This window comes from Bacillus sp. JJ1562 (assembly GCF_036962705.1).
In the GTDB taxonomy this organism is placed as follows: Bacteria; Bacillota; Bacilli; order Bacillales; family Bacillaceae_L; genus Ferdinandcohnia.
Genome location: NZ_JBALOQ010000015.1, coordinates 69,730 through 87,194, shown reverse-complemented (window position 1 = coordinate 87,194; position 17,465 = coordinate 69,730). Strand labels below are relative to the sequence as shown.

Annotated in this window: 14 protein-coding genes; 2 read left to right on the top strand and 12 right to left on the bottom strand. The window is 37.7% G+C overall.

The window, feature by feature from the left end:
• Positions 1 to 83 precede the first annotated feature (83 nt).
• Positions 84 to 2,732, top strand: coding sequence for a tetratricopeptide repeat protein (locus V7097_RS09715; RefSeq protein ID WP_335703406.1), 2,649 nt, complete (start codon positions 84 to 86; stop codon positions 2,730 to 2,732).
• Positions 2,733 to 2,816: 84 nt separating this feature from the next.
• Here V7097_RS09715 and V7097_RS09710 read toward each other — a convergent pair whose 3' ends face one another.
• The 11 genes from V7097_RS09710 to V7097_RS09660 all read right to left on the bottom strand — a co-directional run bounded on the left by V7097_RS09710 (position 2,817) and on the right by V7097_RS09660 (position 14,392).
• Positions 2,817 to 3,359 (bottom strand): D-lyxose/D-mannose family sugar isomerase, encoded by a 543-nt coding sequence (locus V7097_RS09710; protein WP_335703405.1) that lies wholly within the window; start codon positions 3,357 to 3,359, stop codon positions 2,817 to 2,819.
• Positions 3,360 to 3,517: 158 nt separating this feature from the next.
• Positions 3,518 to 4,528 (bottom strand): Gfo/Idh/MocA family protein, encoded by a 1,011-nt coding sequence (locus V7097_RS09705; protein WP_335703404.1) that lies wholly within the window; start codon positions 4,526 to 4,528, stop codon positions 3,518 to 3,520.
• 26 nt (positions 4,529 to 4,554) lie between these two features.
• Positions 4,555 to 5,712, bottom strand: a complete 1,158-nt coding sequence (gene nagA, locus V7097_RS09700) for an N-acetylglucosamine-6-phosphate deacetylase (protein WP_335703416.1) — start codon at positions 5,710 to 5,712, stop codon at positions 4,555 to 4,557.
• Positions 5,675 to 6,775 (bottom strand): LacI family DNA-binding transcriptional regulator, encoded by a 1,101-nt coding sequence (locus V7097_RS09695; protein WP_335703403.1) that lies wholly within the window; start codon positions 6,773 to 6,775, stop codon positions 5,675 to 5,677. The genes nagA and V7097_RS09695 overlap by 38 nt, the downstream gene beginning before the upstream one ends.
• A gap of 92 nt (positions 6,776 to 6,867) precedes the next feature.
• The gene (locus V7097_RS09690; RefSeq protein ID WP_335703402.1) at positions 6,868 to 8,178 is read right to left on the bottom strand and encodes an extracellular solute-binding protein; all 1,311 of its coding nucleotides are present in this window, start codon (positions 8,176 to 8,178) and stop codon (positions 6,868 to 6,870) included.
• 60 nt (positions 8,179 to 8,238) lie between these two features.
• A complete protein-coding gene (locus tag V7097_RS09685) occupies positions 8,239 to 9,063 on the bottom strand; it encodes a carbohydrate ABC transporter permease (protein WP_335703401.1) in 825 nt (274 codons plus the stop codon).
• Between the two features lie 16 nt (positions 9,064 to 9,079).
• On the bottom strand, positions 9,080 to 10,018 hold the full coding sequence (locus V7097_RS09680) for a carbohydrate ABC transporter permease (RefSeq protein ID WP_335703400.1): 939 nt from the start codon (positions 10,016 to 10,018) through the stop codon (positions 9,080 to 9,082).
• 53 nt (positions 10,019 to 10,071) lie between these two features.
• Positions 10,072 to 10,818 (bottom strand): glucosamine-6-phosphate deaminase, encoded by a 747-nt coding sequence (locus V7097_RS09675; RefSeq protein WP_335703399.1) that lies wholly within the window; start codon positions 10,816 to 10,818, stop codon positions 10,072 to 10,074.
• 413 nt (positions 10,819 to 11,231) lie between these two features.
• Positions 11,232 to 12,374, bottom strand: coding sequence for a M15 family metallopeptidase (locus V7097_RS09670; RefSeq protein ID WP_335703398.1), 1,143 nt, complete (start codon positions 12,372 to 12,374; stop codon positions 11,232 to 11,234).
• A 10-nt stretch (positions 12,375 to 12,384) separates the two neighbouring features.
• The gene (locus tag V7097_RS09665; RefSeq protein WP_335703397.1) at positions 12,385 to 13,125 is read right to left on the bottom strand and encodes a TraX family protein; all 741 of its coding nucleotides are present in this window, start codon (positions 13,123 to 13,125) and stop codon (positions 12,385 to 12,387) included.
• A 328-nt stretch (positions 13,126 to 13,453) separates the two neighbouring features.
• Positions 13,454 to 14,392, bottom strand: a complete 939-nt coding sequence (locus V7097_RS09660) for an FkbM family methyltransferase (RefSeq protein WP_335703396.1) — start codon at positions 14,390 to 14,392, stop codon at positions 13,454 to 13,456.
• 206 nt (positions 14,393 to 14,598) lie between these two features.
• Between V7097_RS09660 and V7097_RS09655 the strand changes: the two genes are divergently transcribed.
• Positions 14,599 to 14,973, top strand: coding sequence for a hypothetical protein (locus V7097_RS09655; RefSeq protein ID WP_335703395.1), 375 nt, complete (start codon positions 14,599 to 14,601; stop codon positions 14,971 to 14,973).
• Positions 14,974 to 15,304: 331 nt separating this feature from the next.
• Here V7097_RS09655 and V7097_RS09650 read toward each other — a convergent pair whose 3' ends face one another.
• Positions 15,305 to 17,365: an outer membrane protein assembly factor BamB family protein gene (locus V7097_RS09650; RefSeq protein WP_335703394.1), complete on the bottom strand. Its 2,061-nt coding sequence runs from the start codon at positions 17,363 to 17,365 to the stop codon at positions 15,305 to 15,307.
• Between the last annotated feature and the right edge of the window lie 100 nt (positions 17,366 to 17,465).

Here is a 17,465-nt window from a genome sequence, read left to right as displayed (position 1 = left end):
ATAATAAGTTCCTATCATCCTACCAGAGAAGAACAAGTTGGGACACGGGAACTGTCCCCTGACCCAGTAATGGAGGTTTACATATGACATCTGAACATGAGTTTATTACGAAATCATTTTATCAAACTTTAATTTCTGAAACCGATAAAAGGCATCCTGTAGAGATTCTCGGTGAAGCATACATAGTTGAGCAGGAAAAAGAACTATATGACCTGTCGTATATTCGCTTTGCCCAAGGGGAAATTTACTTTCATTCTAAGGATTATGAGGCTGCGATATATAAATGGGAAAGCATCACCAATGATCTACAACCATGGGCTAAGAAAAATATTGCCGATGCGTATTATGAACTTGGATTACTTTCAAATGCGGAAGAAGTGTATGGCTCGATTATTTCAAAAAATAAAAGTCTGACCAGCGAGGTTTCGTTAAGTCTATTTTCACTTTATCTTGAGGATAACAAGCTTGATGCTGCTTATCGTGTTCTACAGGAAGCGATTAAAGGAAATCCTGATTATCCTGAACTAACATCAATTGCCAAGCGTTTTTATGAAGAACAGGAAGATTGGAAAAATGCTGTAGAGCTAGCGATTAATGAAGCTAAGCGAACACAGGATCTAGTTTGGTATGAAGCTCTAATTGCATATTGTGAGTCTGGACATGGTAGTGCATTTACGCCTGATACATTCGTTTCAGTGTTACGAAAATTATATGAACTTGACCAGCCTAGGTTTAAACAGCTACTTGCAGCTATTTGGCAAAATTACAAAAATACAGATCACTATCTAGACTGGCTACAGTCGGTCATTCGGATTATGAAAGATTTAGAGATTGATCCGTACGATTCTTGGTACATGATTTCTGAATTATTTGAGGAAGCTTATCTCGAATTAACGACAGGAAATTATTTATTGCGTGACATTGGGGTATTAATGCCGAAATTGTTGATTAATTGGTTGAATACGACCACCGCAACGAATGGTCTTACAGCTGCTGCAGCAATTCTAGCGTGGGATGACATTTTTCCATCAGCCATCAAAACTGTAATTGTCAAAGAGGCTGAGATCGTACTGGAAAATGCACAAAGTCAAGCTTTATCAATAGACGAATGCCACCACTTTATGAAGACGATTATCGATTGGGCACGAAAAAATAATATCGAAACAAGCAATCGCTTAGTATGGGGCTTTGATCAACTTTTTGATGTGGAGACAACGAACTTGCTTGTCCTAGGTAAAGGGAAAGGTTCTTTCATTAATTCGATTATAGAAGAGGAAATTCTAACACCATCTCTGTCTTCTTTTGCATGCTTTCAATATGGAGAAAAGAAGGAATTTACTGAGGTTTCCGATACAGGCCGAAGCCCATTGACTGCATTCGAGGAAATTACGAATCCGGACTCAATTATAGAGGCGAGCCTACCTTCTACTCAATTACAGCAGACAGGACTAAAGCTAAATACGACTGGCTTTAATGAGTACTTTATGGAAAAACGGAAAACATTTGGCTATTTGCCTGTGGTCGATGGCATTCTATTTGTGCATCATGCCGAAACTTTGACAGAGCTGGACTTAGATTATCTCGCACAAATCAAACATTCCGTCAAGGATACTCCAGTCCATTTTGTGCTACCTAATACGTTTGACCGCGAAAAAATAAAAGAGTACTTCCCGGATGCGGTTATTCATTCTGTTAGGAATGGCAATGTCCTCCGGGACATAAAGGCAAGCTTCCTTACTGTTAACCGTGTTGGAAAAATCCTATTTTTACTTAGAAAAACGATTTCCAATCTTCTTAAAAAACGTGTCGATGCTGAAAATAAACTTATTGAGTTAATCGCACATAATGAAGAATATATCACAAGATTAACTGGTTTTAACAACAGTCTGCATGATATGGAAATTGGCCAAAGTAAAGAAATTGTAGATTCATTCGCGGCCGTAATTTCGGAGGTTAAACGAGACCTTTCTGAAAAAATACCGAAAGTCCTTTCAGGTTGCTCGGAGTATATTACAGAAGACAGTAACCTCAACCAGCTGCATATTGAGTTAAATGAAAAAATGAATGAAGAGATTCGAAGCTTATTTGATAAAGAGATTGTACCGACTCTTACCGAAAAACTTCAGGAATGGATCGAAAATGCAAATCAAAAATTAGTGGCTACCCAGGATTATTTAGATGGCATGACTGAGTCTCTTGCTGAAGGGTATCCCGAAAAAGAGCTGAAGCTGCACTGTGACTTTAAGGTGGTCGAGGATTGGAGTCGAGACATTAGTCGCATGACCTATCAAATTCAAATTGAAAAAGAAAACATAATGCTTCGTCATAATCCTGCACAAGTGCTACTGAAGGGTGCTGGCAAAGTGTTAGGCTTGCTACCACAAAAACAGCAAGCTTACATGCTCAACCAGTACAAACGCTATGTAGAAAATGAATCGTACTCGGATGTGATCGACTCGATTCAGAGGAAGTTTTGGCAGCAATTTGACTTTTTCAGTAAATCCTTACAGCAGGATATTGGTCTCTTCTATAAAGAACCACTAAAAGAGTTGTCGGAATCCATTGACGAAACAAAAAGTGGTGTGGAGCAAGATAAAGAAACATTTGCTAAAATGAAATCTAATCCAGAAATCTACTACGACCCTCTAAAACTATTCGAAACAAGACTCGTTCAATACGAACAGATTTGGAAGAAAAGTCGGAAAGTAGGTTTTCCGTCCAACACTCTCTAAACATAAACAGGCACAACTAGCGGATTTTAACCGCGAGTTGTGCCTTTCGTTTTATGTGAAACCTAGGATAGTAATGTGATCATCCTACTCAATTTCAGGAATTCTTTTTATTTCTTGATCAGTAAAAACGTCATATTCATCAGTACTCATCGTTGAAAATTCGGAAACAACTGCCCCTCCATCCCCTGCTTGGAACCAATGTAATGTATTTGGTTCTAAGGTATATTGCTCACCGGGTTTTAGGACGATTTCATTCCACACGGTGAATGTATCTTTTTTGTCTTCCGGTATTGTAGCTTTTGGTTGGTCCACTGCAGGACCCGGCACATACAAGTAAACGGTTCCATAACGACATCTAAAAGTCTCCTCCTTACCTGGAGATTCTCCTACAGGTGGATGTAGATGTTCAGGACAAGTCTGGTTTGGAAGAAGCACTAGGTCCTTAGCGCAACACCGCTCAGTGTTGATGTATACCATCAGCTGTAAACCAAGCTCTCTAACTCTATTTAACCCAAAGTCTGCGATTTCAATTCTATCAATCTCTTCCTCTGTTAAAACAATATTGCACTTCTCGAAGTATTCCAATGTTTCCTGTTTAATAAGCTCATATTCTTGGCGTGATATCATGGTATGCCTCCTTGTCATTTATACTCTAATAAAAGTGTATGACAGATTAAGTTAATTTACTATATCTAAAATTAGTTTTCAGTACCAAAACTCAACAGTTTAAGATCTTTTAGGTGTTTTCAAGAATCTGAGACCTGCGCACCTTCACTTCTCTATCACTACTCAATGACCTTTTCTGGTTTGCCTGATTTGATTGATATGTGTGCTGCGGATAGGATGGCGGTTACGTGATGGGAACTTTTCAGGGTTATTTGAACAGGTTTATTGTCTAGGATGCAGTCAACAAAGTGCTCTATTGCATACACGAAAGCTCCTCTTCTTTTACCTGTTATTTCAAAATGCAACTGATTTCTAGGTGTAGTAAAGCCCTCTGGACTTGCGTACTCCATATTTTCTATTTTTCGATCTAAGTATATGACTTCTTCTTCAGTGATCACTTCGACAAAGGAATCTACAATCGTAGGATATGTATTCGGATAACTCCAGCAGGATTCAAAAGTCGCAATTGCACCATTTTCATACTTTGCTTGAATTTGAATGGCATCTGGTGTGTCGATTCCAATCCCTTTTAATACTTTTTTGACTGCTGATGCATATACTTCAACAACTTTCGATTCAAATAACCAGTTCATCAAATCGATATCATGTGAGGATAAGAAATAGGCGGGTGTTGTAAGATCTGCCCACTTGATCATTTCCGTCGGGACAAAAATTCGATCATTTTTACGTGCATAACCCATAATTGGGGTTAAGTTTTTCTTTTTTAACAGTTGCTTTGCTTGAGCATAGGAAGAAATCCATCGATTACTAAATAACGTCATAACGGTGAGATTCCTTTTATTTGCCAAAGATAGAATTTCTCTGCTTTCCTCTACACTCATGGTCAAAGGTTTTTCTACTAACACATGCTTGCCAGCCTCAAGTGCATCCCTCGCAATTAAATAGTGAGCAAAATCTGGCGTAGCAATACTGACAACGTCGATATCCTCTTTTTCCAACATCTCTTGGTGATTCTCATAATAATTAGCACCGAAACGCTCACTTATTTGTCTACCGACAATTGGATTAGAAGTAGCTAAAGACATAACCTGAGTGCGATGATATTGTTGATAGACAGACATATGTTGTTGCCCCATAATTCCTCCACCAACTTGCCCTACTTTTAACAAAAATATGACCTCCAATCAATGTAATCCTATTTACTTTCATATACAATTGACCCATTTGAAATTGTTTTTAAAATCGAAAACTCTCTCTCATTTTCATCCCAATTAAAAAATATAAAGTCTGCTGGTGATCCAACCTCAAGAGTTCCCACCTTTTTATCGGATAAACCAAACAAGTTCGCAGGGTGAAGTGTAGCCATTTTAATAGCTTCTTCTAAGGAAAAAACTTTATCTTTTAATACCTTTCTAATTCCAAGATGCAGGGGTGTTGCTGATCCTGCGAGAATATCAGGAGTATTTGCTAAATGTAAAAATCCATCCTCCTCTAAAACAACATCATCATTGATATGAGTACGGTATCTTCCCGGTGGCAAACCAGCTAGATTAACTGCATCACTTGTTAAAATTGCTTTATTACCTTTGGCACGAACCATAACTTTCAAAGTCGAATACGGTAAATGATGTCCATCAGGGATCAGACCAGCCCAAAGTCTATCATCTGCAAGCTGTGCCCAAATATAGTTCGGATGTCGCTTTATATAAGGGTGGGCCCCATTACCAAGATGTGTACTCATGGTTGCTCCCGCATATACCGCGTTCTGTATATCTTCCTCAGTACTATTCGAATGTCCAATCGCAGCAACAACTCCTGCTTTATAAAGATTTTCAATAAACTTAATGGCTCCTGGCTTTTCAGGTGCTAATGTAACCTTACATATTCGATTATCGGCTGCCTCTTGCCATTCCAAAAACTCATCCCAATCAGGATCTCTAACCCAATTTAAGTTATGTGCTCCCCTAGGGCCATCCTCAGCTGAGATAAATGGACCCTCCACGTGAATGCCGATTACTGCATGGTTGACAACCGAATCTTCCATACAAGCTTTTGCAATTGTCCTCACACAATGAAGGATTCTTTCTTTTGTACCCGTTACAACAGTTGGACAAAATCTTGTCACACCACCTTCGTGTAACACTTTGACTACATTCTTAATCGTTTCTACTGTAGTATCAGTACCATTTATATCAAAGCCACCGATTCCATTTACTTGTATATCAATTAATCCAGGTGCAATCCAACCCTCTGTCTCCTCTGTTGTTTTTGTGATTGATTGAATTCTTCTATCCTTGATTTGAACTTTGAGCGTCTCACCGGTAATCCAATGCTTTCCAATCCAATTTTGCATCAAGTAATTCCCTCCCAGTATTCATTTCCCTAACTGAATCTCTTTCAATAATCTTCGGTTGGAGTAAAATATCAATTTCATTAAAATCTCCATCTAAAATTTCAAGCAAGATTTTACAAGCCATTTTTCCCATTTCATAGGTTGGTTGATGAATAGTGGTTAACCCCGGAGAAATCATCGATGAAACCTCGATATTGTCTATTCCCATGACACTCACATCTTCAGGAATTTTTAATCCGATTTGATTTAACTGATTGTACACTCCCAATGCTGTCATATCATTACAGGTAAAAATAGCAGTAGGGGGATCTTTAAGCTTCATCAACCGATCCGTTAAGTACCTTCCATTTTCAAACTCGTAACTATTCTCGATAGATTCATATTCCACTGTTGAAATAAGAATATAATCCTCTGGTAAATCAATTTGATACTGTAACATTGCCTTCCTAAACCCATCAAAGACACTCTTCCGACTGAATCGATCGAGTGGAGCCGAAACGAATGCGATTTTTCTATGTCCTTTTTTCAATAAATACTCAGCAGCCATGAAACCTGCTCTTTCATAGTCAAATAGGATTTGCTGACAATCAAAGTTTTCCATTTTTTGATCCAAAGCTACGAAAGCAACGCCCCTTTCTTGTATTTCAGAAAACATAGAATAGTCATCGGAAATGGAAGATACAATGATTCCTTTCACTTGATTTTCATATAATGCCTGTAAATATCCTTTTTCAACATCAGCGCTTCTTCCGGAATTACACAAAAAGACCTGCTTCCCTGCCTGTCTGGCGGCTTCCTCAATTCCTAACAACAGTTTTGGATAAAATGGATTACTAATTGAAGGAAGGATGACCCCGATGTTCGTATTCATTTTTTTCTTTAGTTGACGCCCAAGCATGTTCGGGATATACCCAAGTTTATCAGCAACCTCTTCAACTCGTTTTCGTAATACAGGACTAACCCCATACTCACTATAGCTTAAGACTCTCGATACAGTTGCAGGAGATACTTTTGCCTTTCTTGCAATATCGTATATCGTTATATTTTTTTTGATTTCACTCATCTTCGTTCTCCCCGTTACATTCCATATGAAGAAGGGTACATCCCGTCCAATCATGTCACACGGAATGTACCACAGCCCAATTTGATTGGTACTTACTTCACATTTTTGTCAATATCATCTATCATACCTTCGACTTCATCAATAAAGGCATCAAGTTCCATCTTACCTGTTAGGTATTCTTGAAGAAGCTTCGGTACTTCATTAATTAACACTGGATATTCTTTATAAAATGGTGCAGAGACTGATTTCTCAATAATAGCTAACAAATTGTCCTTCCATTCTGCATCAATTTTTTCAAAATGCTCCTTGATAACAGGAAGTTTCCCCCATTCAGTTCCAGCTGCAATTTGTGTCTCACCTTCCATTAATGCTTCTTGAATAAATTGAACGGCTAAATCTTGACTCTTCGAAGCCCTCGGTACAATAATTCCAGCTGTGAACGCATAGGAACCATTTTCCTCTGAACCTGGAATTGGAATCACAGTTGTATTTCCTTTTCCTACAGTCGGTTCAGCTTCAGGAGCATGTGAGCCACTTTGTAGGAGCATTGCAACCTGGTCAGCCTTATAATTGTTTCTCCCAGCATCTTTGTTTGTAAATGTATCGATGGAAAAGACCCCTTCGTCAGCACCTTTTTTCCAAACCTTTAGCATTTCTCTAACCTCAGGTGTATCAAATGTTAAAACACCCTTATCGTCATAAAAGCTTCCTTGCATTGCTTGTGCTACAGAAATTAATGTAGACTGTGCATTTGGCCCCCACTGAATCGTCATTCCCTGTTGTGTTACCTTTCCACCTTCAACCTTTGTCATTTTCTTTGCATATTCATAGAGTTCATTCCAATCCTTTGGTTGAATTACGTTTCCATTGCCATCTAAAAGCCCAGCCTCGTCAAACATTTTTTTATTCACATTGATGGCATAGGCCTCTAAGCTAATAGGAATTGCAAACTGGAAACCATCAACCTCACCAAAGCTTAAGGAATTCCCAACAAAGTTTTCTTTTGCAGTTGGACCTTGAAAAAAATCCGTTTCATTGAAATCAATTAGCAAATCTTTTGCAAGGAATTGAACAGCTGTTGCAGTTCCGTCTACCATTGCAATGTCAACATCTGTTTTTCCTTGCGACCATTGTAAGGCAAATGTAGAAAGAACCGTTCTGTCTGCATATGGAGAAATTTGAACATCGATATCCGGATGTTTTTCCTTAAATTTTTTAACTGCTACGTCTAATTTAAGTTTTTCCACCATCCAAGCATCTGCACCAATCTTTAAGGATTTCGAGCCACCTTCGTTTCCTTCACCTGCTGGTTTTTGTGATGTATTATCCGAAGAACAAGCCATCTGAATCAACAAAACAATTGAAATCACAATCAAACCTACTAGCCTTGCAAACTTTTTCATTTACTTCCCCCCAAAAATTTTTTAATTGAATTCCTGCCAATTAAATACTGTTCCTCCTTTCTACCCTTTAATGGACCCTTGAGAAATACCTTCTACCATCTGCTTTTGGAAAATAACAAATATTAGAATAGGCGGTAGCATCGATAGGACGATAACTGCTGCCAGAGTTCCAAACGCCCACACTTCTCCTTTAAAAAGAGTTAAACCCACTGTTAAGGGCATGGATGCCTGATCAGTAGCTAATGTTTTTGCTAATGTATACTCGCCCCAAATATTATAAAATGCATGGATAATGATGATGATTAATCCATTCTTTGCCATTGGCAGCATAACTCTCCACCATGTCTGAAAAACCCCACATCCGTCAATAGCAGCTGATTCCTCAATTTCTTTCGGGATACTTAAAAATGTCGCCCGCATTATAAAAATCGCGAATGGTAATCCCACGGCTACGTTTGGTAAAATCAAACCTAGATTCGTATTTAAAATACCTAAACGATTTTCCATGAGATACATCGGTATTAAAAATATGGCCAGTGGAAGAGTAATGGTCATAAGTAAAGCAATAAGCAATACATCTTGCCCCTTAAACGGCAACCTAGCAAAAGCATATCCTGCCAATGATCCTAATATTGTTATCAAAACAACACCAACAACTGTAATGATTGCACTGTTTACAAAATAATTTGAAAACCCCTGTGTAAATATCTTTAAATAGTTATCAAAGATAATTTGATTGGGGAGAAAGCTTTGTGGCACTTGAAAAATTTCTTGTTCTGATTTAAATGAGTTTAATAGTGTATAAATGAATGGAGTTATAAAAAAAGCTGCTGCTACAAATAAAATAAAGTACTTTATACCACTACTTAATTGAGAAAGCCTCATTGTGTTCCCCCTTTCATTACACCTGATCCTTTGTTCGATTGATATAAAAATTAAGCAATGAGAAGATTAATGCTAAAGCTCCAAGTATGTAAGCCATTGCTGAGGCAAAACCCATATCAAAATACGTAAAGGCCGTATAATAAATTTCCTGGTACAGTACAAGTGTAGAGGTTCCAGGTCCCCCATCTGTCATTACCATTGGTTCTACGAATACCTTTAAACCATGTAATACTGCCCAAATTCCAGTTAAAATATAGGTTTCTTTTAAGTTTGGTAGAATAATATAGAAAATTCTTTTAAACCTGCTAGCTCCATCAACTTCTGCTGCTTCAAGAATATCCTTTGGAATTGACTGTAATCCTCCTAAAAATAGGATAGTTTCAAATCCAATTGTGGCCCAAAGACTAACTCCTATAATACTTGCCATTGCTGTATCGCCATGATTCAACCAAGCATATGTCAGAAATGGCATATTCAAAACATCACCTAATACATGGTTTAGAAGACCATAATTTTCTTGTAGTATCCATAAGAATACAAGAGCCGACAAGGAAACAGGTACTACTATTGGTAGAAAAATAATCGTACTTAAAAAATTGTTAAATCTCTTTGTATGAAAAATGAGTAGAGCTAGCGTTAATGAAATAACCATTACCAGAACAAAATAGGAAGTTCCAAAAACAAAAGTATTTTTTAAGGAAACAATAAAATTTTTATCCTTAAGTGCTTCAATATAATTTTCTAGCCCAATGAACACAGGCTTTGCATCATACACGAAATTGTAATCATGTAGACTCATATAAAACGAATAAACCAGTGGATAAACCATAAAAGAAAAGATAAATATAAATGCTGGAAGAATAAAAAGAATGCCATATATTCTTTTCTTCTGTTGCAATGATCTTTTCTTCTTAGGTTTAATAATCTTATTTTCGAGCATCGGTTGGCTTTCCATAGCCCCTAAGCCTCCTAATATTGAAATCGATTTCTATAACAAAAGGTCTTTTATTAACTTTTTATATCTTCCTTGTTTAACTGGGATGCAGACTGTTCATCCAAAAATAGAGTAATATCTGGGTGAGTTTTGAGAATCGTAGCAGGAATGATGTTGGTGACATCTTTTTCAAAAACATCTTTTATTGCTTTTGCTTTGACTTTATGAGGTACACAGGAGATGATAACTTTACTGCTCATAATCTGATGGACTGACATGGAAATGGCTTGGTTCGGAACCTTGTCAATAGATTCAAACCATCCTTCTCTAACTTGTTGTTGTTTACAATTTTCGTCTAAATTAACAACTATGTAGGGATCCTTTGTATCAAAATCGGCAGGAGGATCATTAAAAGCGACGTGTGCATTTTCTCCGATTCCAATTAATCCAAGATCAATTGGCTCTCTACTTATTTCTTCTGATAATTCTCTTACAGTTTCTTGAATGTTTCCTTCTCCATTGACAAAATGAGCTTTCTTTAATGAAACTAAATTAACAAACCTTTCTTTTAAATATTTTCTAAAACTAGCATTATGTGACTCTGGAAGATTGACGTATTCGTCTAAATGAAACATTTCTACTTTTCTCCAATCAACATCCATATCAACCAGATATTTAATTGTTTCAAATTGAGATGCTCCGGTTGATAGCGCAATTCTTGCATTACCCTTTTCTTCAATCGCTTTGTTTAATACTTCAGCAGCTAAAGCAGCTGCCTCTTTTCCAAGTCTCTCTGATGTTTCAAAGATTTTAACATTCATTCTATATCCTCCATTCTTTTAGAAATCGATTTCTATAATATTTAAAATAGTAAGAATATTAGTTAAATAATAACACGGTGGTCTTTTAATGGCAACGCTTTCATTAATGTTTTTTCATAAATCTCTTTCTGACTTTCTTCCTAGTTTTTTTAAAAATACGTTGATTTTGCAGAAGATATGCTTAATTTCTGAAATTTATTTTCAAGAAGTTTCTAGAAACATTTTGTACACAGGACAGGTTTCCTGTCCAATCCCACAATCGCTTAACACAAAATAGGCACAACGAATGGTATTAACAATTCATTGCACCTTTAATTGAAATAATAAATAATAATACTTGTTTAGTACAGGTTATCCTAAATTATTACTGGTGCTTTCAAGAATTCGGGAGGAGGGAGCTGACCCCTGACCCACTACATTGATATTAATGGACTCACACTCAAGCATTCAGTTAACTCATAGCCCCCATCACTTGGCTGCTGTTTTATAGCATTCATTGCATCCAAATCATTGAAGTGCCACCATTCTGAAGCCAGTGGTGTAAGGCCTGCCTTTGTTAGATACTTTTGAAGTGTGATGGCTGATTCATTCATGGTATCTGCTAATTTAGCATTTTTCCATGCTGTTGGAGATGATGATGGTACGGGCTTGGTAAATGTAATAGACGCCAAACTTAGTTCGTGTATTGGAGTTGGCATTGTATATTCGGTGTAATCCGTGATATCGGCAACTAAAAATTCACCAATTGCAACCTCTTCTTTTGAATCAATTTTAGCCAAAGTTACATCAATCGCATATCCCATTTGATGGTTTGAAACATTTGTTGCGATAAACCAATTAGTGCTCCAAGGATTTGTGTTGATGCCTGCCATCACGTCGATATCCACATTTGCTAAGTTGGTCAATGCTTCTACGACTGCTTTCTGAGTGGAATATGGTCGGTATCCTTCATAGATGACCAATGTATTCCCATTAGCCAATGCTTCTTGCTGAGCATGAAATATTTTTTGAGACATGGAATACAAGACAGGAACAATAAATTCTTCTTTTCCAAGTCTCTCATTAAATGTTTTTCCCTCGTACAATGCTTGTCCTGATATTCCCGGTATCGATTTTCCGGACGAAACAAATTCGGAAGAATACGTGTTGCTATTATCATATACAATAGAAGGAATCACGTCGGGAAGGTTAATGAAACAATACGTATTATCTACCCAACCTTCTGAAAAAGCACTTTTTATGAACCACCAATTTCCTTCCTCTTCTACGATTGTGAAGGCTGTACCAGCTTCAAGTGTTTCAACTGTTTCAGAATCTTTATTTGGAGAAGTCTTTAGGTTCAAACCGATAGATGCATAACCTGTTGCCCCATTAACTGGCAATTCCAAATCTCCCTCGTATTTTACTGGAGTTGGGATTGGTTCTAACTCTTCTAGTGGATCCGATACCTGAACAGGCGCAAGTGTTTCTTCAACAATTGGTTCCTCTACAACGGTAGATGAACAAGCTGTCAGTACGAATACTAACGATATAAGTGCTATAATTACTTTCTTCATACTACCTCCACTAGGCAATAATAATGTATTTTAAAATGTATAAAAAGATTAAATGCAATGGATAAAAGACATAAAAGCCCCATTTTAATAGGTTTGATTTTCTCCCACGTCTACCTTTATACATAACCAACAATGGAATCGCCAAGAAAATCCCAATTTGATACGCATGGTGCCAGCCCAAATTAGTAATTTCAGGTATAATGTGCACAAAAATCCCTATAAAAACAAAGCTGAGGATTTGTTTATTAAATTGTCCTCGAAAAATGCCAAAAAACACGATCCATAAGACAGCCACGTAGTTCCAATCAGCTGGATACGCGAGCATACAACATACAAAAACAAGGGCTAGCTTCACATAAATCGAGAGTTTTTCGCTTTTTACAATGGTCAAAGCGATTAACCCCAATGCTAATCCCCACATGACACTTGTTGTTTTCCACCATGGTAATTTAAAGTATAATACATACGGAAAATGAGAGATAGCTGCAAAAATAACCAGTCTTTCGATATACTTGTTAATATTAGATGTGTAAAAATATCCCATTGCAATAAAATAACAAAAAATCGGTGCAACAACCCTTCCAGGAATTCGTGAAACAAACCCAGCTAACGTCTCCTGAGGGATAAAACCTGCAACAAGATGATCAAAAAACATGGCAATAAGTGCGATATACTTTAATGCATTCGAAGACAAATCCTTCTGAAAGGTTGAGGATTCTGTCAGGTCTCTTTGGTAAGTCGTGTATTGCATGGTATCCCTCGCTTTTGCGTAAGTTAATTTCAACCTAATTAACATTAGTATTCGTGCAAAACACATTTTTTATTTTTGTTTGTAGTGACACATGCAAAAAAGGCACAACGAGCTTTATTGCTCATTGTACCATCATTATACTGAAATAATATTAATTGATTTCCCCACACTATAACAGCTGATTTTCGCACCCATAAATCCAATCAATCAAACGTTTGATTGAAATTCAAGATTCATGTATTCATTGGGATTTATCGCCAAACAAACGACTGTTTGAATATTAATTTCTCTATTAATACAGGTTTTACCATAAGTAAAATTCACTATTTCAAGATACTAAATCAGGCCATTCCTCATAACGTTTTTGCAACGATACAATAAGGTCCGTATGGACATGCTCCCCACCAAATTCCTTCATAAATTCAGAAATAGAAGGTGATGATAATTTCTTTAGTTGGTTATCTGCATCATAAAATTGAATTTCAAAATACCCATCTAAGAATGCCAAATAAGAATCTAGGTCTATCCCAGCCTTTTCTAAATAGCGGCTATCAAATTCAACGATCCCTAGGATATCACGGGAATTATTAAGGAGATTTCTCATTCCTTTCAGAACCATAAATTCGTAGCCTTCCACGTCAATTTTAAACAGAAGCCGTTGGTTGCTTACCATTTTTTGATTAAAAAGAGAATCAACGGTAATCGCAGGCACTTCCGTTTTTTCAATGCTGTTTTTTTCTGAGATTTGCACGCCTGAAGAGGTGCCAGACCAGTGCGTATCAATAAAAAAGGATTGATCAGGCTTTTCTTGCTCTCCCGCAAAAGCATGAATAATATTGATTTGATTACCGTTAACATGCTGTTGCCGCGAACGCTCGATGTAATCCATTAAATATTTATTTGCTTCAATTCCAACAATTGTCGTATCTCTTTCATACGTTGTAGAGAAAATACATTCTCCATAATTCACTCCTATATCCAGAACCAGTGATGGCTTGTATGACTCCACTGCTTTTCCCCAGAATTCAGTAACACGCGATTGCGTAATCCCATCACTGATTAAAAGCGCCCTTCCTCGATTTTCGGCATTATTAATGTAAATGACATTCCTAGACGGAAGGGTAATTTTATTCGGAATTTTAGTTAATTTTAATGTCTTATACTTTAGAAAAATACCAACATCTAAAATTACCTTTGAAAAAAGCGGATAATTCTCCCATAGTTTAACAAATATAGGCTTGTTCAAAACTCCCTTAGGAATGGCCATAACGATAATCTCCCCTTTTGAGTGAAGGTAAAAACTGGTTACCTTCCATTATAAGCGGAGATTATTAAGGGCTTGTAAATATTTAGTGAAAATTAAGAAATAACATGTGACATCTTTCGACTGTAAAGATTAAAAAAAGTTTTTCAAAAACAGTGCCCCTTTTTCTCTTTTCCTATCTATAACAATGGTAAAAGGGGGTTCAAGTTATGTTAAGAATTAACATTGGTTCAGATAAGGATATTCAAGAGTATTCACTGTTCCATGATTACGAGGAATATAAGGTCAATATGGAGATTTGGCTCATTGATTATCAAAAGAAGTTCACACGCGGAGAATTGTTCGGTTTGAATCAATTAATTCACTTATCATCAAAAGTTCCAGGGGTTTGCCATGGAGCCATGAGATCAATCGTATGTTGCACCGACTTAGGCTTGAATGAACATGCCATATCCCGTTCGACGTTTAAGCGGATGGTTTGGAAATGTAAGGAGTTTAATATGTTAACTGCCTATGAAACGGAAAATAATTATGGAGCTCAAAGTGGTAATCTATATGTGTTTCATCCATTTCCTGCTTTCTAAATAAGGTTTGAGCCTGTACAAAATATCATATTTACAAAATTCATTTAAAAAATGGAGTGACATAATGATGAGCTGGATTCAAGATGCTGGACATGGTGGTAGCAATCCGGGTGCGGTGGCGGTAAAAGAACTGTAAAGAAGACTAAACAAAGGGAATTTGGGATAGAGATGGGTTGTGGGTCACAGGGACAGGTTCCTTGACCCACCATATTTTTACTAGGACACGGTACCTGACCCTCTTTTCCCATACAAAAAAACCAATTGCTAGTGTTATTGACTAACAATTGGGTCTGTGTAATTGGGATGAGGTCTCCTGCACCTTCCTCTGTCCCTAAGTTACGATTAGTGTTCCCGTCATATTGTCGTGGCCCGGGCCACAAGGGATGCTGCAGTAGTATTGGAATTCTCCGGCTTTTGTGACTACGAATTCAAAGGTTTCGCCTTCTTTAAGGTTCATGCCGAATTCATCGAGGGCGATACCGTGCAGTCCGGAATCATTACTCATCGTGAAGCGAATGGTATCCCCTACTTTTGCTTGAATTTCTTGAGGATCAAATTCGAAATTTTTTGCAGTCAGATTGATTTCGATGACATTCCCATTTGCTTCAGTGGTAGCAGGTTCTGATGTATTTGTATTAGGTTCTTCCTTTTCTTCTGATTCGTGAGCAGCATGTGGGTCTTCTGCTTCTTCACTTTCTCCTGATTCAGCTTGATTTTGCTCACCACCTAAAGCAAATACAAACACTTGAGGATCACTGCCCGCTGATGTAATCATGATGTATTGTTTACCATCTACTACGAAAATAGACGGTGCAGCAGATATCGTTTTACCCGTGGTTTGATATGTCCACAGAATCTCACCTGTTTCCGTATCTAAGGCATTTACTTTACCATCTAATTCACCGTAAAAAGTTATGCCTGTTGCTGTACTTGTTAAACCTCCACGCTGAGCATCTGGGGTTTCGATTTGCCATACTTGTTTTCCTGTGTTTAAGTCAAAAGCAGTAATAGTACCGTATGCGTCTTCATCGGCAGGAGGTGCGTAGGATGTACCAAAGGCTTGAGCCCCACCTCTTCCACCACCTGTATTTTGACCCGCTTCTTCTTCATTTTTTGCGGTTTTAATGATAGCACCTTGTTCAATAGAAGGAATTAAATCAAAATTCAATACCGGATCATACGTATTCGGCGCGTAGTTTTGGCCACCTAAAATTCCTGGATAAACCAATGTACCTTCTGGTGTTGGTGCAGGATGGTCAATTTTAGCAAATGGGACATTCTTGTAAATGGGTTCCCCTGATTTTGCATCATATACGAACCATTCCCCACCTTTTGTACCAACAGCAACAACACGGCGTTTTTCACCATTAATAGTTGCCGTATAAACGGTTGGGCTATCGGCTGTATCATAGTCCCAAAGATCGTGGGAGATTTGTTGCTGCGCCCATTTTAATTTGCCAGTATCCGCGTCGACTGCAAGTACGGAGTTTGTATGCGGGTTTGCACCAGGGCGACTTTCGCCATAGAAATCAGGCGCTGGATTTCCCGCAGAGAAGTATAGTGTACCTGTTTCCTCGTCAACGCTTGGCAGCATCCAAACCGCACCACCCCCACCAAATAAACCGTCAGCTAACCAATCCTCACCTTTTGGTGGCACAGTCCAGAATGGTTCATCCCACGCTGGTGTTAAATCACTCGCATTGAATGCCATTTCAAAACCACGAACACCGTTATCACCACCTGATGAGCCTACAAAAATTTTCCCATCAAAGTAAGTTGGAGCTGTTGTTTCATAATATCCATTTTCAGGTGTTAGATCAGGGAAGTATTCACTGATTTTTACATATTTAACGGTTTCTCCAGTATTTTGGTCAATGGATACTAACCCAACATTATTGGTGATCATAAAAACCTTACCATCTGCAACAGCCACACCACGGTTCGTGTTGATCATCCCTGTGCGTTTCGCATTTTCAATAATTTCTTGAGGTGGAATCCATTCCCAAATGACATCACCCGTTATTGCATCAAAGGCATAAACAAAGTTCATGCTTGTTGAAACATAAGCAACTCCCTCAATAACAACCGGATAGTTTTGGTTACCATTCGGAATATCTGGATTGATTTCTTTAAACTTTTTACTCCAAACAAGACCTACTTCCTTCACGTTCTCTTTCGTAATTTCGTCATAAGGAACATGTCGCGTTAGCCCTAGGTCGTAACCAAATGATGGGTAATCACCATTTACCTCTTTTTCCTCCACTTTTTCCTCTATTTTTGGAGGTTCCTTCTCTTTTTCAGGCTCTTTTTCTTCAGGCTGTGACTGACATGCAGCTAACAGTAGCATGATAGAAGCTATGATAGCAGTACCAAATCTTAATTTTCTCCCCAATCCAAACCCCTCCTATTATTAAAAATGTGTAACAATTTCTTTACAAAAATATGTATATTAGATGACTTCAAAAATTATTCGGAATTTAATTTTTCCAAAA